The sequence below is a fragment of the Halodesulfovibrio marinisediminis DSM 17456 genome, assembly GCF_900129975.1.
GTDB classification, from domain to species: domain Bacteria; phylum Desulfobacterota; class Desulfovibrionia; order Desulfovibrionales; family Desulfovibrionaceae; genus Halodesulfovibrio; species Halodesulfovibrio marinisediminis.
Genome location: NZ_FSRG01000003.1, coordinates 527,487 through 551,925, shown reverse-complemented (window position 1 = coordinate 551,925; position 24,439 = coordinate 527,487). Strand labels below are relative to the sequence as shown.

Sequence of the window (24,439 nt, the reverse complement as noted above, 5' to 3'; positions counted from 1 at the left end):
CATGAACAGTCAGCAAATTCTTTCCGGTTTCATTAATCCGGTACAAAACAGCCAACAATGGTACCGAGTCATCCTGAATGCCATGTCCCGTCCAGGGAATGTGTATATTCCGGAATCCATTGAAGCCTTTTCCAATAATCCTAAACTATGCCACAAGACCACGGCATCGATTGCCCTGACCTTGTTTGATAATGACACGACAATCTGGCTTCAATCTCCGGAAGAAAATCTTTCCCGCTGGCTCCAGTTTCATTGCGGCTGCCCCCTGACTGACCTTCCAGAAGAAGCAGCTTTCGCCCTAATTACCGACGGAAGCAGTCTGCCTGATCTCACACAGTTCGCCATCGGAACCGCTGATTTTCCAGACAGATCAACCACACTGATCATTCAAGTTAGCTCGCTTGCAGAAGGCGATACCATAAAGCTTTCAGGAGCTGGAATAGCTACGACTAAAACTCTGAAAGTTTCCGGACTGAATGCATCCTTCTGGAACGCACAGGAAACAAACTCTGCCTTATTCCCTCAAGGATTCGACACAATTTTAGCAGCACCAGACGGTGTTATCTGCATTCCACGCACTATAACAATCCGGAGACAGGAACCATGTATGTAGCTGTCAAAGGCGGCGAAAAAGCCATTGCCAACGCCCATAAATACCTTGCGGTTGAGCGCCGCGGAGACACCGAGCTTCCTGAACTTTCCGTGGCACAGATTAAAGAGCAAATGCGCCTTGCAGTAGACAGGGTTATGACCGAAGGCTCACTGTATGATCCAGACCTTGCGGCTCTTGCGCTTAAGCAAGCTCGCGGTGACAGCATTGAAGCAATATTCCTGCTCCGTGCTTACCGCACCACTCTGCCGCGTTTCTACACCTCCACCCCGCTGAACACGTCTGCAATGCAGTTTACACGCCGTATTTCCGCAGCGTTCAAAGATATGCCGGGCGGACAAATGCTCGGGCCTACATTCGATTACACTCACCGTCTGCTGGATTTCAGCCTTGCTGACGAAGAGGCACAGAATGACTTCACCCCGCCAACAACTGACGAGAACGTAGAAGTAAATCCTGACAAAGAAACTCCGCGAATTTTGGATTTCCTCCAGAACGATGAGCTTGTTGAAGGCGTGGGCGAAACAGAATCCGACCGTGTAGGTGACATAACCCGCGAGCCACTGGAACTTCCGGCAAACCGCGATATCAGACTGCAAAAGCTGACACGTGCTGATGAAGGCTTTGTGCTGGCAATGGGGTACTCTACTCAACGAGGCTTCAAAAACTCTGGCGGTCACCCGTTCGCCGGTGAAATCCGTGCAGGAAGCGTTTCTGTAGAGATTATCCCGGAGGAACTGGGATTCCCTGTCAGCATCGGCGACATCACCGTCACTGAAAGTGAAATTGTCTCCATCTATGACGGCTCAGACGAAGCACCGCCTCAGTTCTCCAGAGGCTACGGCATCACCTTTGGCAGCGGAGAGCGTAAAGCAATTTCCATGGCACTTGTTGACCGTGCACTACGCTGCAAAGAGTTGCAGGAAGACATTGTTGCCCCCGCACAAGATGAAGAATTTGTCCTCATGCACAGCGACAACATTGAGGCAACCGGATTTGTTGAACACTTAAAACTTCCGCATCACGTTGATTTCCAGAGCGAACTGGACATCCTGCGCCGACTGCGCAGCAACTGGGCAGAAGGTAAAGCCAAACGCGAAGCCTTGGAAAAAGCTTCCGCACAAGCCAATACACAACCGGAACATCCTCAACACCCCGTAATCAAAGGGGCAGCATAATGACACAAGCAACAGAAAAAACAAACGTTCCTGAGGAGACAGTACTTGAACAAGGGTACAACTTTGCATTCCTTGACGAACAGACAAAACGCATGGTGCGGCGCGCAACCCTAAAGGCAGTTGCAATCCCCGGATATCAGGTTCCATTTGCCAGCAGAGAAATGCCAATGCCATACGGCTGGGGTACTGGCGGTATTCAGCTTACAGCTGCCCTAATCGGCCTGCAGGACACCCTTAAGGTCATTGACCAAGGCGCAGACGACACCACAAACGCTGTATCTATCCGTAACTTCTTCCAACACACAACAGGTGTAACAACAACTGAAGAGACTAAAGAAGCAACGCTTATTCAGACACGACACCGCATTCCTGAACAGCAACTGACTGAAGAACAGATTCTTATCTATCAGGTGCCGATTCCTGAACCGTTACGTTGGATGGAACCTCGTGAAACAGAAACACGCAAGATGCACGCTCACGAAGAGTATGGCGTTATGCATGTAAAACTGTACGAAGACATCGCCCATCATGGACACATTGCTACCAGTTTTGACTACCCAGTACAGGTTGCTGACCGCTACATCATGAGCCCGTCACCGATTCCAAAATTCGACAACCCTAAAATGGATAACTGTCCGGCGCTTCAAGTGTTCGGCGCAGGTCGAGAACAGCGCATCTACGCTATTCCGCCATATACAAAAGTGCACAGCCTTGACTTTGAAGATCACCCGTTCACCGTGCAATCATGGGACGCTGTTTGCGGACTCTGCGGAGCGGAAGATAGTTATCTCGATGAAATCATCCTCGATAACGAAGGCAACAGGATGTTCGTGTGTTCTGACAGTGACTATTGCCAGAAACGACTGAAGGCAGGCCATGTCGGTACCATGGCAGCACCGCAGGAGCAGCCCGCCGCAACCAATACTGACAGTAAGGAGTTGAAGAATGCATAATCTTCGTTCCACCTCCGTTCAGGAACCCCCAGTTCAAGGCGCTGTAGTACAGCACTCTTCTCTTATAGAAACAGAAGAACAACCACTCCTCACAGTGGAAGGCCTCAGCAAATATTATGGCGACAGGATTGGTTGCCTCAACGTATCCTTTGACCTCTATCCGGGTGAGATTCTCGGCATCGTAGGCGAATCCGGCTCAGGCAAATCCACCCTACTCAACTGCATTTCTGGACGTCTCAGCCCGACATACGGCTCTGTAACATACCAGCAACAAAACGGCTCACTGTGTGATCTCCATGACGCACCGGAGCACCTGCGACGCATGCTCATGCGAACAGAATGGGGCTACGTTCACCAGCACCCGCGTGACGGTCTGCGTAACAACGTAAGCGCCGGCGCAAATATCGGTGAACGACTCATGGGAGTGGGCATGCGCCACTACGGTAACATCCGCTCTCAGGCGACCTCATGGCTGGAACGCGTTGAAATTTCTCAAGACAGAATGGACGATCTACCGCGAACCTTCTCCGGCGGCATGCAACAGCGCTTGCAGATTGCCCGTAACCTTGTCTCCAATCCACGACTCATTTTTATGGACGAACCAACAGGCGGGCTGGATGTATCAGTGCAGGCACGTCTGCTGGATCTTCTCAGAGAACTGGTTGCAGAGATGGGACTTGCCGTGATCATCGTAACGCACGACCTCGCAGTAGCGCGCATTTTGGCACACCGCCTCATGGTTATGCGCGGCGGGCAGGTTGTAGAATCAGGCTTAACCGATCAGGTGCTGGACGACCCGCATCACCACTACACACAGCTGTTGGTTTCTTCCATCCTGCAAGTCTAGTAGCACAATCGACGTATCATTGCTGTTAACCTTTTGACATAAAAATACAGGAAAATGACGTATGACTGTCATGATTGATGTACAGAATGTTTGTAAAAACTTCGTATTACATAACCAGAATGGAATCACAATTTCTGTCTTTGAAAATCTGTCTCTACAAGTCCACGCTGGAGAATGTGTTGCACTCTACGGACAATCCGGTGCGGGAAAATCCACACTCCTACGCTCTTTGTACGCAAACTACAAAACGACTTCCGGCACAATTGATATTCGACACCGCGACCAGATGATTGACATAGTTTCCGCTCCTCCACGCAAAGTTCTTGAAATGAGAAAACATACCATCGGATACGTGAGTCAGTTTTTACGGGTCATCCCACGTGTTTCTGCACTGAATATCGTTGCTGAAACACGAAAAGAGCTCACGGGAAACACAGAAGAGACTCTAAAAAGAGCCGGCACCCTGCTCAAACGGCTGAACATCCCTGAACGCCTGTGGAACCTTGCTCCGGCAACCTTTTCCGGTGGGGAACAGCAACGAGTAAATATCGCTCGAGGTTTTGCGGTAGAATATCCGATTCTCTTATTGGATGAACCTACTGCATCACTAGACGCCGCAAATAGACAGATTGTAGTGGAATTAATTGAAGAAGCCAAAGCAAACGGCACCGCAGTTGTGGGTATTTTCCACGACGATGAAGTACGAAAAGCTGTGGCAGACCGTGTTATTGACATGCAATCTATGGAGCATGCTGCATGACAAAAGAAGTAATTTTTACCAATGCCCAAGTTGTTACCCCACAGGGGACCATCTTCGGCACAGTGGTAGTTCGAGATGAAGAAATTGTTACCATCGACGAAGGCAAATCCAACGTAGGCAGTACCTGCGAATGCGAAAGCAGCCTTGTTCGAGATGTGCAAAGGGATTACCTTCTTCCGGGTCTAATCGAAATGCATACAGACCATCTGGAAACTCAGTTCCAGCCTCGCCCGGGCGTACTGTGGCCGTCCTCCTTTGCTGCGTTAGTAGCACACGACACACAGGTTGTAGGCTCCGGCATTACAACAGTACTGGACTCCATCTGCTGCGGCCAGCTGAACGAAGGGAAAATGCGTCATACTCTTCTAGATATGTCCATTTCCGCCATTCGTGATGCCCGCAAGAAAAATATCCTACGAGCAGACCATCAGCTTCATCTGCGTTGCGAAATTTGTGACCCGCATGTAATGGAAATGTTTGAACCATACGTGGATGAAGAAAACCTGCGTCTTGTTTCACTCATGGACCACACTCCGGGGCAACGTCAGTTCTGCGATTATAGCAAGTACCGCGAATACTACAAATGCCTCGATTGGAGTGACGAAGAATTCCAGACTTTGGTAACACAACTTAAAAGTGAACAGGAAAGCAACGCTGCGAAAAACCGCGCCATGATCCTTGCTATGTGTCACCGTCGCAATATTCCAATAGCAAGTCACGATGACACAACATTGGAACATGTTGAAGAGGCTGTACGCGAAGGGCTGACTATTTCTGAATTCCCTACAACGATGGAAGCAGCCCGCGAGGCACGGAAAGAGGGGTTAGGGATTGTTATGGGTGCTCCTAACGTTGTACGCGGCGGCTCCCACTCCGGAAACGTCTCCGCACGAGACCTTGCAGCAGAAGGACTGCTGGATATCCTCTCCTCAGACTACGTTCCTGCAAGCCTGTTGCACGGTGCATTCATGCTCAACGAAACACTGAATATCCCGCTGCACGAAGCTCTTGCAACTGTAACCAGCAATCCCGCCCGCTTATTAAAACTCGATGACAGGGGCGAACTGGTTGAAGGCAAACGTGCAGATATTGTACGTGTAACCTCTATCGAATCTGTACCTGTCGTTCGTACCGTATGGCGCGGCGGCAAGCGTCTGTTATAAAAAAATGATGCTCGCTATTCGCCTTCCCGCACACAACGGAAGGTGAATAGCGTACAAGGATACTTCCAATGACAGCCCGTTACGCAATATACTACACTCCTCCGCGTAATTCGCTTTTAGAAGCAGCAGGAACACACTGGCTAGGACGCACAACAGTCCGGTATGGACAAATCCCAAAGGAAATCCCTGAAGGATTTTTCAAACAAGAGTACTACCAACTTATTGAGTCCCCACGTTGGTACGGATTCCATGGCACCATCAGGGCTCCGTTTGAACTTGCAGAACATGTGACACCTGAAGAATTCATAAAGGAAATCACAAAAATCTGCGCAACCCATACGCCTTTTAACTTCTCCAGCCTTTCTATCAGCTGCTTTGGTGGATTTTTAGCCCTGACTCCCACTTCCGGCTATCCTGAGCTTATCAAGTTGCATTCAGATCTTATCCGTAAACTTGACTTCCTGCGTCCTCCGCTTTCCCGATTCGACCTGAAACGCCATATGGACAAGAAGCTTTCCGAACGACAAGAACGACTCCTGCGCCGTTTCGGCTACCCTTTTGTTCTGGAAGAGTTCAAGTTCCACATGACCCTGACAGGAACGATTGAAGACAAGGTACGAAGCTCCTACAAAGAAAAATTAGAGAACATACTCAAACCATACCTCACCGAACCAGTTCCCGTTCAAGAAGTCTCTGTCTACATGCAGCCGGACAGGAAAACACCATTTGTGGAATATACCCGCATTCCATTAACAGGCTTTAAAAAGGCATAACCATGAAAGGCACTCTTTTTTACCTGATGGGTCCTTCAGGCGTTGGAAAAGATACGCTCCTCAATACACTTCGTTCCCGCCTGGAAGGCAAATCGGTGATTGTAGCACATCGTTACATTACACGGCCCGCTTCAGCTACTGGTGAAAATCACGTGGCACTTTCCAAAAAAGAATTTCAAAAGCATCTAGTTGCAAACAGCTTTGCACTGCACTGGCACAGCCACGACAAGAACTATGGAATCGGCATAGAAATAAACAACTGGCTCAATCAGGGGCTCTCTGTCGTTATCAACGGATCACGTGCCTACCTTCCACAAGCACGTGAATTGTATCCTGACTTACAGCCAGTACTTATTACCGCGCCTGAAAATATTATCGCTGAACGACTCCACGCACGCCAGCGGGAAACAAAAAACGAAATCCTTCACCGCCTACACCGAAACACTGAACTGAATGACATCTGCACCATCGACTGTGGCTGCGGACGGCAAACTGCAGTCGTAATAAATGATTCCACAATAGAGTCCGCGGTGGATCATCTGGAGGCCTTAATCTGCAACGAAGAGCTCCTTCTGCAACACGGCTAGCTAATTAGACACACACCGACACGCGCAACGAAACTTTCCAGCATCACTAGTGAAAAACGTCGTTCCCTTCTCCATCAGGTGGAGCCCAAGCTGCTCCTCCTGATGGCATACGCGTAACTGAAGACCATGGATGGTTTACCGGTGGCTCTATTATCGAGCCTTCAACTCTATTATTCTGGCTATAGCCACCATGGAAATTTACATCAGTAGCAAGAGCACTGTTATGTACAATATTGCTGGTGGAACTCCATTGAAACACTAGGTGCCGTATATTCTTTACTTCAGAGTCAGTGAGTTCACAGTTAAAAGCTCTAGCAAAACGAATATAGCCGTTTCCACCTTTTCCCTTATTCCATGCACCATCTATAGCCATTGTTGAGGCATGCACATCAAGGCTTGTTTCGAACACAAGAGGATGACGCCCTGCTCCTACAACAGACACATTATGTATACGACTCCCTGCTACCCAATCGAAACGAACACCATCCACCGCATATTCAGGTGCACTGTTTTCGTATACTCCAGCAACTTGCTCTAATGTCATATCTGGAACATGCTGGACAACTGAAAAATCAGAGAGTGAGACTTGGGACACCATTCGTGCTGCCCGAACCACTGTTCCCGCAGGAAAACCAACAGGGATTCCATCTTTCAAAATAACATGTCCCTTACCTGAATCAACAACTTCCGCAATAAATTGACGCACCCACGGCTTTTCTTTTCGCCACTTAGTGTCTCCAATGACATCAAAAAATGCATTGTCATTTTCTATTCCAAGCCAAATATATCGAGCCGTGGCAGGCCAGTTATCGACAGCAAGTACTCTATCTCCCTTGCGGGAAGCTGCATGCAGGGAACCGACAACAGGTCCCTTGCGTCCACGCACAGCAATCGCAGCAGCTCCCTCTAGTCGACTCATTCGAGAATCGAATATTGTTTTGCCCTTTCCAGCCCCCACAATTTCGACATTACTTTTATCAATAAGAAGCGGAGCACTTAGTTCAATATGCCCTTCAGGAAGCACTATTCTTACTGATTCATTACTTTTTACAGATTGCAGGGCATTGGTAATACTCTGTAGATTCGCATCTACAGCAATAATCCTAACAGAATGGCTTTCTGAGCTATTTGTAGTTACAAGGTCTCGCTTTGTTAATTCAGGCCAATAGGTAAGCTCTGCCCAACTAGGTAGTGCTAATGAACCAGAAGTAAGTCCACACAAAAAAACAAGAAGTACTCCATTCAAACCTAACAGCAAGATCCGCAAAGCTTTACGCATTGCACCAAACTCAATCTTAGCGGAAGACGTGCGTTGCTTATTGCGTTTTTCTTTAGCGTTTGACTTATGCCACGACTGCATATCCAAACTGTGCATGCTGTAAATTTTGATAATTGCCCCAACCCACTGGTTATAAACCATCAATGGAATATGCAGTAAACGCAATTGCATGCCTTCCAGCACATACATCCACATCATTGCAAGACGAGTTATAATGATCCATGCAAGGTAAAAATCTAGATAGAACCACGAGTCCACAAGGCACAACAACAGAATAGATACAGGGCCAACAAGAGGCGTAAAGGACGAAAATCGCTGGTCAAGAATACACCACCAGATAAATCCCCCCATAGGGCGTGGTCCCAATTTTATCGCTCGCCAATTGTTTCTGAGCATGTTCCCGTACCAGCGGAACATTAACGAAAGGCTTGTCCGGAAGAAGTGAGTTTGACGTGTTTCCAGTGCTATAACTCTAACATCTGGCACATACATCATCTCAAATCCTTCTTTAAGCAAATGAAACCATGTGGATTTATCGTCCCCCATCAAAAAACGGAAACGTCCAAACAACCAATGATCAAGGTAATCTGCCTCAAGAAGACGAATAAAATCCTCATTCACAACTATAGAGGCACGATACAGAGAAAAACGGCCTGTGATTGTTAAAATCCGCTTGGAAAGACTGTGAGAATGAAAAAGATGATTTCGTTGCGCAAACTTTACAGAATACCAATCAGCGAACACACCAGCGGCATCCGGAGAAACACCAATATTATCAGTTGTGAGTGCGCCAAGATTTGAATTATGACGAAGATAGGGTAACGTTTTAGTAAAGGTTCCTGGCTCTACTAACGTGTCACCATCCATGAAAATAACAGCATCATTCCCAGTGTCATCGTGCCAAGTTGCAGGGTCATTGTAGCTTCTCGCAATTGCACGCAAGGCATGCCCCATAGCGATTCGCTTTCCCTGTTCTTGATACATGAATACTACTTCTACATTTTCGCCACCAGAAACGGAGTTGATAACCTTGGAAATAAATTCTACTTCTGCTTCCGTTGCTACACTTACGTACAAAAACACCTTGCTTGGTATTATTTGAACTTCACGAATAAGCGCTTCAAAAACAAGCTGGCTTACCTGAAACTCTTCTTGATACGAAGGTACCATTATATAAAGACGCTTAGGATACTTTTGTATCAGTGACATCGCTTCATTGCGAATCTGTGGAAATGCGCGCATCCGGTACATGATATGACGCACCGCATGCAAAAACTGCCACCCAAAACGCCAAATGCCAAATACCGTTAATGTTGCAATTGGTTGTGTTTTTACTAACCATGCTCTATCTGGCAGTGCAGCAATAAGCCCCCACGCCAACGCCAGATACAACATTGTTACAGGAAGAGATCTTACAACGGTATGCCTTAACGAAGGGCGTAAAAAAACATCACTGGTGAGGTAGGACTGCATCACGTTACGAAATAGAATTCAAAAAATTACGCCAAGGAATATCAACAGACACTTCCACCCCAAGCCCTGTAATCAATCCATTAGGTGGATTATCTAAAATAATTTTTACAGGTACTTCATTAAGGCGCGTTTCATTCGCTTGTGACACGGATTCATTCGGCCCCATTGCATAATGCCCCAACGCTTGTACAGTTCCATCACAGACTATTCCAAGAGCAGGAATGAATACTTGCGCTTTTGCTCCCGGAAAAAGGTTCTTAGCTTCTTGGAAGGTAAAACGAGCCTGAACCCACGGTTTTGCACCATCCACAACTATCGTTAAAACACTCTCTCCGGAACGTAAGAAGGTTCCGGAAATACGTTTTGTAGCGTGTACAAAACCATCCACCTTGCTTAAAACCCGAGTTTTTTCCAATAACTCAAGAGCACTTGAAAGGCGCAATTCATCTTTCGCAATCACTTTTTTTTGAATACTTATTTGTGCCTCGATCTCTCGAAATTTACCCTGGGCTTTACCGTCAGAGAGATACTTACCGTCTATAGAACTTCGTATGTTTTCTTCAGCAAGCAAAAGCTGCTGCACAACTTCCTCGCGTTTAGCTTCAAGACTCAAAAGATGTTCTTGTTTTTTATCCCATTCTGATCGACTGACATACCCTGTTTTTACAAGTAAATTTGCACGTTGAAACTCTTTAGTAGCCAAGGCAATCCGGGCATCTATCCCCTCAATGTTCAACCGCAAACGAGCCGCTGAATTCTTTGCAGCTTCGCGATACAATCCCATTGCCTTCGCTTCTTCTTGCAACAGAACATAGAGGTATTCTAACCTCTCTCTTTCAATAGAAAGTTCATGCCGGATCCCCTCTCCTTGGCGCAGCAACTCTCTATCATCAAGAGTAAATAGCAATTGCCCTTTTTTTACATTTTGCCCTTCTTGCACTTTAATGCTCTTCAATGTGCCAGAAAGTTGAGGAACTGCATCAACAAGTCCCCCTGAAATAACGCCGCGAGTACTGCGAAGAGTTGAATAATTATTATAACAAATAAAACTGACTAGAAAAACGACAGTTGCAGCCAAGCAAACATGCCCGAAGGCTCTCCCCAAAAAGCTTCGTTTAAACTGCTTACGTTCACTAATGGTTAATGGCTTTTCGATTTCTACCGGTGTGCCCAATGTATCTACTCGGGCAATTATACCTTCAACGTCATCGAGCTGCCCTTCTATGCTCGCTTTAACATATGCGGACAGTAGCGATTTACTTCTTTCGGGTAATGATTCAAAAGAAAATCCTGCACTTTCGTCTTCTTGACGTCGCAAGCGCGCTTTTACACCAAACGAAATATCCATCTGCTGTAACGGCAAAATGAACGTTACTTCGCCTATCCAGTTGTCTGCTAAGCTCCCCTGAGGAAGTTCTGCCTTAAATCCCTCAAGCGACCAGTCGAGAACTCTATATTCCTTCCCCTGCAAATTCATTTTTGCAGGTAATGAGATGCGATGTGATTTGCGTTGCGACTTACCTTCCATTCGTAGAGTCATGTGAGCCTCCACCCCCAACAAAATATCTAAAACCTATAGCACAGCTCCTTTAAGGCACATCAGCTTTAATTATTCTTAACAAAAAAAAACATAGTTCGTTCTACGCAATGCTCAGGTCTCGCTTAAGTCTACCTTCAACCTCAAACAATCTATGACATAAAAAAAGCGGCGCTGAGAAAAAAACTCAGCACCGCTTACTTTCATCAATTTACAAAATACTACAAAGTCAATACTCCATGTTCCCATAGAATCTTTATTCCAATTCCAATAAGAACAATTCCACCTACTAATTCTGCATAGCTGCCAATGCCTTTAGCCTCTGAGACAGATTTGCCCAAATGCAGGCCTACAGCTGTAAAAAGCAAAGCCACTACACCAATAACCAGTGCAGGCCACCAAATTGAAAGACCTAGCATGGACAAGCTAAAACCAACGGCTAACGCATCAATGCTGGTTGCAACCGAAAGAACAACAAGAGTCATTCCTCTGGTTGGATCACCTTGAGACTCTTCGTCCTTATCAAAAGACTCGCGAATCATTTTGAACCCTATATATCCTAAAAGTCCAAAAGCAATCCAGTGGTCATAAGCTTCAATAGATGATCGAACGGTACTCCCTAAGTACCAACCTATTATTGGCATCAACGCCTGAAACAAACCGAAATGCCATGCTAACCGAAAAGTTTGTCTCGAGCTGACTCTTTTTAACGCAACGCCTGTCGCAATGGCGACGGCAAAAGCATCCATCGCAAGCGCAATAGAAATGGAAACAAGCTCAATAATACCCATAAAAAATCTCCCATATTAACTGCCAAAGCAGCTACTCAGGAAATCGTACTTTTACAAGAAATATTTCTTTATCAAAAACACGAAATGAAACGTGACAGATTTTCAGCATGCTATCAATTCAACCCAAAGGTTCGGTTAGAAACCGTTACACCTCGCACCAGATATTGCCAATAAGGATATTTATAAAAAAACTTATTGTAGAAGCTAATCAAAATTTCACGTGGCATGAATCTCTTGTAGACCTAATTTGACAACGACTTTAAATAACCTCACAAGACACCAAAAAAGAGGTTGTAATGAATACTAAAAAGAAGCGACGACTCCTCGCTCTCATCTGCGTCTTCGTTTTTGCAATAGTATTAGCCAAGACTGTTGGCTATGACGCATATGCGCTTTCTATTCCATCAGATTTTCAAAAGGTGGGTCAGTTCTCAGCTAAAATTAAGTTGAATACGGAAGTAAGCGGCCGATTTCCGCATGGCTCCATGCATTCAACAGCCTATACTAATGGCGAGACCATTCTTCTCGTGCAGCGCATGTCTACTCCAACCGCAAAGACTTGCTTTAAGCCTCTTAATGGAGAAAAAGTAACCAAATGGGGTAAAGATTGGTATAAAAATACCTACAGCATGGATATAGACAGCACGACACTGGAATTTGACAACTATAACAATTTTCTCAAGGAAAAAGCCTTGCTTACCAGCTCTAGCTACCTTGTCGAAATGTATGATTCTCTTGTCACCCCAACCAGCGTAGCCCGTGTGCTCGCCTTCACCTCCAAAGAGGCAACGAAGTACCCAGCAGTACCGAAGTCCACCGCACGTTACTATATCAGAAGCAAAAAATAACATCGGCTAACTTTCTTCATAGTTTTTGCTCAAAACTAACTCTAAGAGAAGCCCCGCCTTGCAGGTCCACTGCAGACGGGGCTTTTTATCCCTCTAAATCCTGAGCAGTGGGATATAGAGGGTGATTACGAATTCATCCCCGACATTAATGGAGTTGCCACGAGTTAACGTTATATTAAATCTTAATATGATCTTCCAGCTAAGCACTGGCACTTGTGCTTCCCACTTCGAGTTTCGAAAAAGCAAAAATAAATGACCAAATCTTACGTCATAGGATAACTAACAACGATAATAGAATTTTTCTTACTTTCTCCTTTCGAGACAAAGCATGGCAACGCGGGCAAAAAGTCCCATAGGGTAAATGGAGGATTAGCAACGGAAAGAGGAGTAAAGGTGCGCCCCCTCACGCCTGTATAACTTAATCGCACCTAATCTGCTTTCGTTAATAGCATTGCCCACAGACGCCACCCCAAAGTGTCCCAGACCATCCCTAGGAGTATTCCTTTGAGCAACCGGCACTTGATCTCCTTCCGCTTCAGCCTGCTAGGCGTAATGATAATCCTCACCATTCTTTCGGTAGGTTTGGTCATCGGAATGCAATTTCATTACGGCAAAGAACTCGCCATGGAATCTGCAACGAAAGCCTTCTACAACACAGCAAACAACATGGAGCAACAGCTCCTTAACCTAAAGCGACAAGCGCGGAACACTGTTGAAACAATAAGTTTTTTCGATAAACTAAGTTCTCCACCTCAGGATGGCGAAATGCCCGCACTTGCCCCTCTGGCCAAAGTGATCAGTCAAAACAATGATCTCTATGCCCTTTACTTTGCCTACGACAACGGGGACTTTTATGAACTCATCAACGTTGAAAGCAGCAATTCGGTAAGAGCCACCTACGGAGCAACTGCGGAAGATCGCTGGATCGTCATCAAAATCACCGGACAAGGGCAACGTCGCACTAAGCGTATCTTTTTTCTTAATCAACACTTCGTAATCCGCACCTTTACCACGGAACCTTCAAATTATGACCCAAGAGTTCGTCCTTGGTACATTGAGGCTCAATCCTCCAGTACTATTATCAAAACTGAGCCGTACCTATTCAGCAACCTTAAAGCGCCAGGCATCACCTTTGCCAAGAAGCTAGAACAAGGAACAAGGGTTGCGGCCGTAGATCTATCTTTGGAAGGCCTAAAAAGCTATCTAAGCCGGCAGCCTATGCTACCGGGGAGTCAAGTCTTTCTCTTCAAAATGGACGGTGAAGTTCTAGCTCAGGCAAGCTGGCTTGCTGAATCAGAAAGAAACTCAGAAATAAAAGTTCTTCCTGAAAAACTCATAGAACTCGTCGCCAAACAAACTAGTAAAAACGACCATGAGGAATTAACCATTAATGGCATTGTTTTTTTAGCCCATGTGGAAGCTCTCAATCCAAGCAATCTCGATGATGGAGTTCTGGGCTTTCTCATATCGCGAAAAGAACTCATGCGCCCCTATATGGAAAAGCTCACCTTTTCCGTGATGGTGACATTGCTACTCGTACTGCTTCTAGCTCCGGTGGTTCTTTACTTCACCAGCCTACTCGTAGCCCCCATCAAGCTACTCGCCGATGAGAACGACAAGGTACGTCATCGTCAATATGACAAGGTAAAAGGCGTAGACACAAGAATCACCGAGCTTAATAATCTATCGAAATCCATGGTGGCCATGTCCGACTCTATTAAGACCTACGAACAGTCCCAACGTGACTTGATGGACTCCTTCATCAAGCTCATCAGTAAAACCATTGACTACAAATCACCCTACACCGGTGGTCACTGCGCCCGTGTGCCTGAAATCGCTACCATGGTCGCCAGAAAAGCCAACATCGCGAATTACGGTCCCTTCAAAGACTTTGATCTTACCTCAAAAGAGAAATGGCGAGAATTCCAAATTGCCGCATGGTTGCACGACTGCGGTAAGGTAACCACTCCTGAATACATTGTGGACAAGGCAACCAAACTGGAAACCATCTACAACCGTATCCACGAAGTACGTATGCGCTTTGAGGTCCTGTTACGCGACGCGGACATCGACTACTGGCAAGGTCTTGCCGAAGGCGGTGATCCTGCAACGCTAGCCGAAGCACGAGACACCAAAAAACAAGAGCTCATCGATGAATTCGCCTTCATCGCAGAATGCAATTTGGGCGGAGAAGTTATGGCTGAGGATAAAGTTGAGCGTTTGAAACAGATCGCCAAACGCACGTGGATCCGACATCTGGATAACTGCTTAGGGCTCGGACACATAGAACGGCTGCGCTACCCGGAAGCGTCACTTAACTTACCTTGCGAAGAACCGCTCCTTTCCGACCGACCTGAGCATCTCATCGAACGAACTCCAGACAAGTTTTTTGCCGACGCCAAAACTCCGTTTGCCATGGAGGTCCCCGAACATCTGTACAATCTCGGCGAAGTATACAACTTGAGTATTTCCCGCGGAACTCTGACAACTGAAGACAGATATAAGATCAACGAACACATCATCACCACCATCCGCATGCTGGAAACCCTGCCCTACCCAGAAGGATTGAAACGAATTCCCGAATACGCGGGCGCGCACCACGAAACCCTCATTGGAACAGGTTATCCGCGCAAGCTCACTGCCAAAGACATCAGCCTTCCGGCTCGAATTATGACTCTGGCCGACGTATTCGAAGCTCTCACCGCTTCAGACAGGCCGTACAAGAAAGCCAAAACCCTGAACGAGTCCGTGCGCATTATGAGTATCATGGTCGAGAAGCAGCATCTTGATGCAGACCTTTTCAAGCTCTTTCTGGAAACGGGGGTATACTTGGAATACGCCGAAAAGTTTTTGGAGCCATCCCAAATCGACGAAGTGGATGTGGATGCCTATGTGAAACAGATGGAAGCCACTAAGACAATGAACTGAGGCGATGCTCCATAAACAAAAAGAAAGCCGCATGCTCATTCAACTAACCAAACTTCTCTACGAAATTGTACCGAGTTGCTAGACACCAGTTCAGGCTTGTTGAGCAAATTTTGACGCATTATGTCGAACAAAATTAAACCATTGAAATGCTCTTCCATTTTCATGTAAGAACAAAAATCATTTTGAATCATCACATGTTGTCTTCCACAGTTATAATCTAACGCTCAACTCCAATTCCACCACCCGAGGCAAGCACATACTCACTTTTATTTTTTTATTTTGACATCCAGCGCACCATGTGGTTGATAACGAAAATCAATGTCGTTATCAACCACCCGTAAAAAGGATAAAAATTATGAAAGCAATATTTTATAGCATGTTAGCTGCTATTGTCTCTATTTCCTTCCTTAGCCCTGCTCCTGTGCAGGCATCAGAACCGGAAGAAATTGTAGTTTATTCTGCCCGCAAGGAACATCTCATCAAACCACTTTTTGATGCGTACACCAAGAAAACCGGTGTTAAAATTTCCTACATCACTGCCAAAGCAAACCCGCTGCTTGAACGTCTAAAAGCAGAAGGCCAGAATACTCCTGCCGACCTGTTTATTACAGTAGACGCAGGTAATCTCTGGCATGCTGCTGAGAGCGGTCTTCTCCAGCCTGTAGAATCTCAGGAACTCGCAAACGCTGTTCCAGAAAATCTTCGTGACCCGCAGAATCGTTGGTTTGGTCTCTCTATCCGAGCCCGTACTGTCGTTTACAATGCAGACAAAGTTTCTGCTGACGAGCTTTCTACCTACGAAGACCTCGCAACTTCCAAATGGAAAGGTCGCCTTGTCCTGCGTACATCAAAAAAAGTATACAACCAATCTCTTGTTGCATCTTTAATTGAGCAGCACGGGGACGAAAAAGCTGAAGAAATTGTAAAAGGCTGGGTAAGTAACCTCGCTCTCGACCCTACTTCCAACGACACTAAAGCTATGCAGGCTGTTGCAAATGGAATTGGTGATGTAGCCATCGTGAACACCTACTACTACGGTCGTCTCATGAAGGAATCTCCAGAGCTTCCGCTCAAGCTCTTCTGGCCTAACCAGAAATCTACTGGTGTGCACATGAACATCTCCGGAGCTGGTGTAACCAAGCACGCTAAAAACAAAGCCGGTGCTATCAAGCTGCTGGAGTGGCTTGCATCTGAAGAAGCACAGCATACTTTTGGCGCACTCAATCAGGAATTCCCTGTTAATTCCAAGGTTGCACCAAGCGAAGAAGTGGCATCATGGGGATCTTTCAAAGGAAACCCTATGAACGTTACTGCATATGGTGAGAAACAAGCCGATGCGATCAAACTTATGGACCGTGCCGGTTACAAATAAAAAGCAAGAGCGGCAGCTACTACGCTGCCGCTCTTGATCCTCTATTGACGTACAGTAATGAAAAAAATCTACAGCAAAGCTATTCCTCTTACAGTTGCAGCCCTGGCACTGACTCCAATTATTGTCATCTTTTCTTCAGCCCTGCAGCCAAGAGGAGACCTCTGGGCTCACCTGCTGCAAACATCTCTCCCTACCCTTGCCTTAAATACGCTCTCGTTATGTCTTGGGGTTGCAATAGGTACAGGAATTCTGGGAGTAGTTCTTGGCTGGCTCATAGCTGCGTGTGAATTCCCCGGAAGACGTTTTTTTTCAACAGCTCTTCTCCTTCCGATGGCAATTCCAACCTATGTTTTTGCCTTCGTTTTTCTTGGACTTTTCGACTTTTCAAGCCCACTCCAGCTGTTACTACGTGACTGGTTCGGGACTGTCCCTTTTGATGTACGTTCAGTCTGGACTGTATGCATCATCATGACATTAGCTTTATATCCTTACGTGTACGTCATGGCCAAATCCGGATTTACCACGCAAGGGCAACGCTGCCTTGAAGCAGCTCGTACATTAGGCTGCTCAACCACAACTGTATTTTATTCAGTTGCCCTTCCACTTTGCCGCCCTTGGATTGCAACAGGCATCTTATTGGTCTTAATGGAAACATTAGCAGACTTCGGTGCCGTTTCAGTCTTTAATTTCGACACATTCACAACAGCAGTTTATAAAGCTTGGTACGGATTCTTTTCACTTTCCACAGCTTCTCAGCTTGCTTCTATTTTAGTTCTTCTTGCTCTCGTCCTGCTAAGCAGTGAGCAACGCTTGCGAAGAAAAATGCGGTTCACCCAAGAGCACTCACAATTTAACCGCATCCCGTTGTCCGGAACAAAAGCAATTGCAGCATGTATTTTTTGCTGCACAATTTTCTTTATTGGATTTTTGCTGCCGGTCATTCAACTTGCATTGTGGTCTCTTGATACTCTTTCCATTGAGTTATCAAGTCGATACATCACATTTAGCACAAACACCCTTATGCTCGGGCTCCTTGCAGCAGGCGTAACGTGCCTTGGCGCACTCGCTCTGGCCTACGCCGCTCGCTTTCAAAACACAAAAAATACCCAATGGCTTATTTCACTTTCCACTATTGGATATTCACTCCCCGGAACTGTGCTTGCCGTTGGTATTATTGCTCCTGTCGCATATTTCGATAACGTCTATATTCAAGTTGTTTCGTGGATAACGGAACAGCCTGTCCGTCCCCTTCTACAAGGAACAATTCTTACTCTGCTAATTGCATACGCCGTTCGTTTTATGGCTGCCGCATATGGCTCAATAAACAGCAACATGCAGCGCATAACTCCTTCCATGGACGACGCTTCTATCCTAATGGGAGTAACAGGCTGGAAAATGCTCCGCAAAGTTCACCTCCCCCAGCTGAAAACAGGAATTTTCACAGCAGCCTTGCTTGTTCTGGTCGATGTGATGAAAGAAATGCCCATCACTCTTATGACCAGACCATTCGGCTGGGATACGCTTGCAGTAAAAATCTATGAACTGACAAGCGAAGGAGAATGGGAACGAGCAGCAATTCCCGCAATTCTCCTTATTCTGGTCGGACTTATTCCTGTCCTTTGTATCAACCAAAAAACAGATTCTGTTTAGTGAGTAAGCTATGCTGAATATTACTTTTGTTCAAAAGCACTTTGATAAAAAACGCGTCCTTTCAGATGTTTCTCTTTCTTTACCCAAAGGACAGATCGGCTGCCTGCTTGGCGCTAGTGGATGCGGTAAAACCACACTTCTCCGCATCATTGCCGGTTTTGAGACCATTGACTCCGGTGAAGTACGAATAAACGACACTGTCATGTCCTCTAAAAAAAGCATACTCTCGCCAGAAGACCGAAAAATAGGAATGGTATTTCAGGACTACGCGCTGTTTCCACATATGACAGTTAAAGAGAATATTGCCTTTGGGTTACAAAGGAAAAAGAAGAGTCTCTTTTCGGCATCTCTCACATCTGCTGACAAAAAACGCGTTGATGAAATGCTCTGTCTTGTCGGGTTATCGGAATCAACCAACAAGTACCCTCACCAGCTTTCTGGCGGACAACAACAACGAGTAGCCTTGGCTCGTGCACTTGCACCAAAGCCTAAATTACTACTCCTAGATGAACCTTTCTCCAATCTGGACGTGACCCTCAGAGAACATCTGTCTGTCGAAATGCGTTCTATTATCAAAAAAGAAGGAATCACTGCTGTCATGGTAACCCACAACCAGAGCGAAGCCTTTGCGATGGGAGACCTCATCGGCATTATGAATGAAGGAGAGCTTCACCAATGGGATACGCCAGAAACAATCTATAATTCTCCAGCAACTCCTTTCGTGTCGACCTTCATAGGAGAAGGAACGTTAATCAAAGGAGAACGTAAAGAAGCTTTCATTCATACCGCACTGGGTAGTTTTTCTGAAGATTCAGTAACTTTTTTCACATCTTCAGACGAAGGAATGATGCTTGTTCGTCCTGAAAAGCTGAACATCTCCCCTGATCTACCTGATATAAAAAATGCTGTTCAAGGAACTGTAGAGCAAATTGTGTTCAAAGGTGGCTATCATAGTTGTGTTATTCGACTCTCTTCAAATGAGACTATTACGGTCAACACTCCAACTGATACAAAACTAATACTAAACGCTGCTGTCTCAATTCACTATCGACATAACCATTAAGCAAAACTGCACTCTGTTATTGAAGGACAGCTAAATTTATTAGCTAATCACCTCCATCTCCTTAGCGAAATTTAAACGTCTTGTTATCGATTCATCCTACTCAAAAAAACACTGCCTTGTTAAAGCAACCTAATCTTTGTATAATTGAAGCTTATGTATGAATATTACATTCAAATTTTGTTTCACCCTTGCTGTAAAAGATCAGGAAAAACATGCCGGAAAAAAAAACACACTTTGGTTTAGATTTTGCGACATTTACTCGTATTATTGATGAACTCCATGATGAGATTATTGTGTACGATAATGACTATAAGATTGTGTACGTTAACAAGGCATGTCAACGGCACTACGGCTATACACAGCAAGAAATGATCGGGAAGCATTTTTCACACTTTGTTGGAGACCACGGCTGTTGGGATTGTTCTGTTCTGCCTACGGTGTATAAACTAAAGAAACCTGTTAAAGAACAGCAGGTGACCCATCTTGGCGTTGATATTTTTACCATCGCGACGCCCCTTTTTGATGAGAAAGGTAATGTTGAATTTGTTCCAATGAGTGTACGAGATGATTTCCATGAAGCCCACATTCAACGCCTTTCTGACATAAAAAACACCTATGAATCCCCGCGTGAAAAACTGAGGGAAAACCTTGTATTCCGCAGTGAATCCATGAAGCGCCTTATTGCGCTGGCAGATCAAGTTAGCGATCTTGTCTCTCCATGCCTGCTTCTTGGCGAATCCGGCTGTGGCAAGAGCTTACTTGCCAAATACATTCACGAAAACAGTCCGCGTAGAGACAAACCGTTTGTTGTCGTAAACTGTGCTTCTATACCACCAAGCTTGTTTGAGTCTGAACTATTCGGGCATAAGAAAGGTGCCTTTACCGGTGCAACGACAGATAAGATGGGGCTTTTTGCCAAAGCTGAAGGTGGAACGCTGTTTCTTGATGAAATTTCAGAGCTACCACTTCTCATGCAAGCAAAACTCCTGCATGTTGTGCAGGAAAAAGAGTACCGCCCTGTCGGTGGAACTACATCTGTTAAAGCAGATGTAAAACTACTTGCAGCAACAAACAGAAACCTTTTCAGTATGGTTCAAGGCGGCGCTTTCAGGGAAGACTTGTATTATCGACTTAATGTATTTGAGCTAGTGCTTCCGTCCTTACGCAACCGCATGGAAGACTTACTTCCATTGGCGAACTATTTTCTAAATCATTTTGGAAAAGTGTACGGCCGAACAAAGCGGTTTTCGCAGGACGCGATAGACATTATGATGCGATATGACTGGCGGGGAAACGTACGAGAACTCTCCCACACCATTGAACGGCTCATGGTTATTACTGAAGGTGAAGTGATTGAACCCCGTCACCTGCCGTCATCTGTATATGAAATTAACCTTTGTGAGCGCGGGCAAACCTCGAATAGTCTGGACAGAGCACTTGAGAATGTTGAGCGCAAAATGCTCCTCGGGGCATATGAAAAATTACAGAGCACCCGTAAGGTTGCTGCGGCCCTGAACATCAGCCAGTCACGGGCATCACGGTTACTTAGAAAATATAAAAAAATTAACCAATAGCCTTCCAACCTGGAAAACACCCTGTTTTGAAAACCAACACGCGAGTCGACAGCGACTCGCGTGTCATTTTTGACTCACCCACCTTACCTCCCTTTAACTACGTACTTCTCTTTATATTGCGAGTCGAGAGCGACTCGCCCAAGCTATTCTAAAATCATCTCCCTACTCCTGACAGTATCTATAAGCTTATATTTTCAACACGTTATATGAAAATATAAACTTTGGCATGCCCCTTGCCTTATAAAGGCTGGTTGCTCATCTCACGCAACCAGACAGGAGGATATAGATGAAAATTACTGATGTTGAAGTAATGTGCCTACGCATCCCAACACGCGGAGAGGAATGTGTCTGGGGTGAAGATGCTGTTCTGGTACGTATTACTACCGATACAGGCATAGTTGGCTTTGGTGAAGCCGACACCTCCCCTATGGTGGTTCGTTCTTTTATCGAAACCCCTAATTCCAACCTCGCCTGTTTTGGACTTCGCGAACTTCTTATCGGCGAAAACCCGCTGGAAATCCAACGTCTCTGGGACAAAATGTACGAAAGTTCCAGTTATGCCGGACGCAGAGGCGCAGGTATCCATGCTATCAGTGCAGTAGACATAGCTCTCTGGGATATTGCATCCCAGCACTACCAACAACCAATCCACATGCTTCTCGGCGGTAAATACCGTGACCGAATTAAAGCATACGGAACCTTTATTCCTGCGGATAAACCAGAAGACAACAAAGCGCTGGCGCGTGAACTTCTGGATAAAGGTTTTACAGGCATGAAATTCGGCGGTGGCTTGTTCGGAAACGATTTTGACCACGACCTCAACGTCATTAAGGCCGTACGAGAAGAAGTAGGCGATGATGTAACCCTGATGGTTGACCTTGTTTCCCGCTGGCGCACTTTCGGCAATGCTCTTTCTATTTGCCGTAAGCTTGAAAAATACAACCTTGAATGGGTGGAAGAACCTATTCCTTCCGACGATCTTGATGGATACAGCCGCCTCGCAGCTGCAGCCACACAAAAGGTCGCCGGTGGTGAAATTTTAAGCACCCGTTATGAGTTTAAAGATTTTATCGAACGGGGTCGTCCCGACATCGTTCAACCTGACATCACCCGTTGTGGTGGAATATCCGAGATGGCACGCATTCGCGACATTGCAGATTTGAATGGCGTACAACTTGTTCCACATGGCTTCAGCACAGGCATTCTGCTCGCTGCAACAGTGCAGTTCCTGGCTGCAAGCAAGCACGGCACCCTTATCGAATACTCTCAAAGCGACAGTCCGCTGTTCACTGACCTTGTGGGAGACCTAGTGCCGCTTGAAGATGGTTATGTGCCTGTATCGGACACTATCGGGCTAGGATCACAGTTAAACTGGGATCTTATTAACCAATACAGAATTGATTATTAAATTTTCACAAGGGAAGAGACATGCAAAAACAACAACTTGATAAATTTCTGCTCATTACAAGTTTATCTATTGTAACAGCTATCGTATTAGGCCTTACGATGTTCCCTGAAGCTGGTAAAGCTGGTGCTAACACACTTTTCAGCACATTTACCATGCTCTTCGGAACCCCTGTTCTGCTGGCAGTATTCGCTGCTGTAGTATTTCTTACTATTCTCGGCTTCAGTAAATACGGCAATATTCGCCTTGGATTAGGAAAGCCTGAATATTCCACATTCAGCTGGGTATCTATGATGATTTGTGCAGGCCTCGGTTCTGCTACAGTCTACTGGGCATTTACTGAATGGGCATACTACTTCAACGCACCACCACTCGGTTTCCAAACCAACACCACTGGTGCATATGAAATCGGCACCGCATACAACCTGTTCCACTGGGGAATCAGTGCATGGGCAACATACTGCATCGCTTCTTTACCAGTGGCATATCACTTCCATGTACGTAAAAACAAAGGCCTCAGTCTTTCTGCTGTATGTACTGCAATCCGCGGCGATGATAAGCCTATGACCCCGTTTTGGAAGGCCGTTTGCCGTGTTATCGACATCATCTTTATCTTCACTTGCTTCGGCGGCTTATCCATCACCCTTGGTGTTTCAGTTCCAATGGTTTCAGAAATCGTTTGCTCCGTTATCGGCATCCCAGCCACATTCGGCGTAAACCTCACCATCATCATCGTAATCTCTGCAGTATTCTCCTTGAGTTCTTACATCGGAATCGCCAAGGGTATGGCAAAAATCAGCTCCATGAACACATACTTTGCGATTGCGTTCTGCCTTGCAGTGTTCCTGATCGGGCCAACATTGTTTATTGCCAAGTCCACTGTTAACGGTCTCGGCACCATGTTCCAGAACTTCGTTAAAATGAGTCTGTGGACAGACCCTGTAAATAACAGTGGTTTCCCTGAAGGCTGGACTATCTTCTACTGGCTCTACTGGATTACCTATACACCGTTTGTAGGTCTCTTTGTTACTAAGATTTCCAAGGGCCGTACCATCCGTGCTGTTATTATGAACATGTTGCTTAGCGGCAGTGCAGGTTGTTTCTTCTTCTTCGGCATCATCGGTAACTTCTCACAGCACGCTAACATCAACGGTGTAGTAGAAGTAGCTAAACTGATCAGCACTGGTAAAGGCAACTTTGCGATTGTTCAGCTGTTGAACACCTTGCCACTTAGCACCATCTTTATTGTTGTATTCGCGATTATTTCTATCCTCTTCCTTGCGACTACTCTTGACTCCGCAGCATATACAATGGCTGCAACAGTTACCCCTGGCCTCAAAACAGGTGAAGACCCAGCACCATTCCACCGCCTCTTCTGGTGCATCATGCTCGCCGCTGTTCCTCTTGCAATGATGTTCATCGACGCTCCGCTGAACACCATTAAAACCTGTGCAATTGTAACCTCAATCCCACTTTCCTTCATCATCGGTTACATGGTGTATGGTTTCGTAAAATGGATGGGACAGGATTACGCAGAAAAAAGTGCGGAAACAATTATTGCTGAAGGTCGCAAGTAGTTTCTCTTAGTACGACAAAAAACAGGCTGTGCTGAAATGTACAGCACAGCCTGTATTTATTAGGAATTTCC

At 45.8% G+C, this 24,439-nt stretch carries 19 protein-coding genes; 16 read left to right on the top strand and 3 right to left on the bottom strand.

Annotated elements, in window-relative coordinates; all coding sequences use genetic code 11:
* The first annotated feature begins 1 nt into the window (after position 1).
* From phnH to phnN, 8 genes are all read left to right on the top strand, one after another.
* Positions 2-613 carry a phosphonate C-P lyase system protein PhnH gene (phnH, locus tag BUR09_RS02700; protein WP_074215402.1) on the top strand — a complete coding sequence of 204 codons (612 nt, stop codon included), beginning with the start codon at positions 2-4 and terminating at the stop codon, positions 611-613.
* On the top strand, positions 604-1,788 hold the full coding sequence (locus tag BUR09_RS02695; RefSeq protein WP_074215401.1) for a carbon-phosphorus lyase complex subunit PhnI: 1,185 nt from the start codon (positions 604-606) through the stop codon (positions 1,786-1,788). The genes phnH and BUR09_RS02695 overlap by 10 nt, the downstream gene beginning before the upstream one ends.
* Complete coding sequence (locus BUR09_RS02690; protein ID WP_074215400.1) at positions 1,788-2,741, top strand: alpha-D-ribose 1-methylphosphonate 5-phosphate C-P-lyase PhnJ; 954 nt, start codon at positions 1,788-1,790, stop codon at positions 2,739-2,741. The genes BUR09_RS02695 and BUR09_RS02690 overlap by 1 nt, the downstream gene beginning before the upstream one ends.
* Positions 2,734-3,588 (top strand): phosphonate C-P lyase system protein PhnK, encoded by an 855-nt coding sequence (phnK, locus tag BUR09_RS02685; protein ID WP_084539299.1) that lies wholly within the window; start codon positions 2,734-2,736, stop codon positions 3,586-3,588. The genes BUR09_RS02690 and phnK overlap by 8 nt, the downstream gene beginning before the upstream one ends.
* A 61-nt stretch (positions 3,589-3,649) precedes the next feature.
* Positions 3,650-4,348: a phosphonate C-P lyase system protein PhnL gene (gene phnL, locus BUR09_RS02680; protein ID WP_074215399.1), complete on the top strand. Its 699-nt coding sequence runs from the start codon at positions 3,650-3,652 to the stop codon at positions 4,346-4,348.
* Entirely contained in the window at positions 4,345-5,511 is a 1,167-nt protein-coding gene (locus BUR09_RS02675; protein ID WP_074215398.1) for an alpha-D-ribose 1-methylphosphonate 5-triphosphate diphosphatase, read from the top strand. Before phnL ends, BUR09_RS02675 begins: the two co-directional genes overlap by 4 nt.
* A 68-nt stretch (positions 5,512-5,579) precedes the next feature.
* Complete coding sequence (locus BUR09_RS02670; RefSeq protein ID WP_074215397.1) at positions 5,580-6,284, top strand: DUF1045 domain-containing protein; 705 nt, start codon at positions 5,580-5,582, stop codon at positions 6,282-6,284.
* Between the two features lie 2 nt (positions 6,285-6,286).
* The gene (gene phnN, locus BUR09_RS02665) at positions 6,287-6,871 is read left to right on the top strand and encodes a phosphonate metabolism protein/1,5-bisphosphokinase (PRPP-forming) PhnN (RefSeq protein WP_074215396.1); all 585 of its coding nucleotides are present in this window, start codon (positions 6,287-6,289) and stop codon (positions 6,869-6,871) included.
* Between the two features lie 46 nt (positions 6,872-6,917).
* On the opposite strand, the gene BUR09_RS02660 is transcribed toward phnN, so the two are convergent.
* From BUR09_RS02660 to BUR09_RS02650, 3 genes are all read right to left on the bottom strand, one after another.
* Positions 6,918-9,623 (bottom strand): glycosyltransferase, encoded by a 2,706-nt coding sequence (locus BUR09_RS02660; RefSeq protein ID WP_084539298.1) that lies wholly within the window; start codon positions 9,621-9,623, stop codon positions 6,918-6,920.
* Between the two features lie 4 nt (positions 9,624-9,627).
* Entirely contained in the window at positions 9,628-11,163 is a 1,536-nt protein-coding gene (locus tag BUR09_RS02655; protein WP_074215394.1) for a biotin/lipoyl-binding protein, read from the bottom strand.
* Between the two features lie 218 nt (positions 11,164-11,381).
* On the bottom strand, positions 11,382-11,951 hold the full coding sequence (locus tag BUR09_RS02650; protein WP_074215393.1) for a manganese efflux pump MntP: 570 nt from the start codon (positions 11,949-11,951) through the stop codon (positions 11,382-11,384).
* A 296-nt stretch (positions 11,952-12,247) separates the two neighbouring features.
* On the opposite strand from BUR09_RS02650, the gene BUR09_RS02645 reads away from it, so the two are divergent.
* The 8 genes from BUR09_RS02645 (at position 12,248) to BUR09_RS02610 (ending at position 24,368) form a co-directional block, all read left to right on the top strand.
* Entirely contained in the window at positions 12,248-12,799 is a 552-nt protein-coding gene (locus tag BUR09_RS02645) for a hypothetical protein (RefSeq protein WP_074215392.1), read from the top strand.
* A 504-nt stretch (positions 12,800-13,303) separates the two neighbouring features.
* A complete protein-coding gene (locus BUR09_RS02640) occupies positions 13,304-15,727 on the top strand; it encodes an HD domain-containing phosphohydrolase (RefSeq protein WP_084539297.1) in 2,424 nt (807 codons plus the stop codon).
* A gap of 355 nt (positions 15,728-16,082) precedes the next feature.
* Positions 16,083-17,099 carry an extracellular solute-binding protein gene (locus tag BUR09_RS02635; RefSeq protein WP_074215391.1) on the top strand — a complete coding sequence of 339 codons (1,017 nt, stop codon included), beginning with the start codon at positions 16,083-16,085 and terminating at the stop codon, positions 17,097-17,099.
* A 57-nt stretch (positions 17,100-17,156) separates the two neighbouring features.
* Positions 17,157-18,749 carry an ABC transporter permease gene (locus BUR09_RS02630; protein ID WP_074215390.1) on the top strand — a complete coding sequence of 531 codons (1,593 nt, stop codon included), beginning with the start codon at positions 17,157-17,159 and terminating at the stop codon, positions 18,747-18,749.
* A 10-nt stretch (positions 18,750-18,759) separates the two neighbouring features.
* Positions 18,760-19,812 carry an ABC transporter ATP-binding protein gene (locus BUR09_RS02625; protein WP_074215389.1) on the top strand — a complete coding sequence of 351 codons (1,053 nt, stop codon included), beginning with the start codon at positions 18,760-18,762 and terminating at the stop codon, positions 19,810-19,812.
* A gap of 212 nt (positions 19,813-20,024) precedes the next feature.
* Positions 20,025-21,386 carry a sigma-54 interaction domain-containing protein gene (locus BUR09_RS02620; RefSeq protein WP_074215388.1) on the top strand — a complete coding sequence of 454 codons (1,362 nt, stop codon included), beginning with the start codon at positions 20,025-20,027 and terminating at the stop codon, positions 21,384-21,386.
* A 286-nt stretch (positions 21,387-21,672) separates the two neighbouring features.
* Positions 21,673-22,794: a mandelate racemase/muconate lactonizing enzyme family protein gene (locus BUR09_RS02615; protein WP_074215387.1), complete on the top strand. Its 1,122-nt coding sequence runs from the start codon at positions 21,673-21,675 to the stop codon at positions 22,792-22,794.
* Positions 22,795-22,814: 20 nt separating this feature from the next.
* The gene (locus BUR09_RS02610) at positions 22,815-24,368 is read left to right on the top strand and encodes a BCCT family transporter (RefSeq protein ID WP_074215386.1); all 1,554 of its coding nucleotides are present in this window, start codon (positions 22,815-22,817) and stop codon (positions 24,366-24,368) included.
* Positions 24,369-24,439 lie beyond the last annotated feature (71 nt).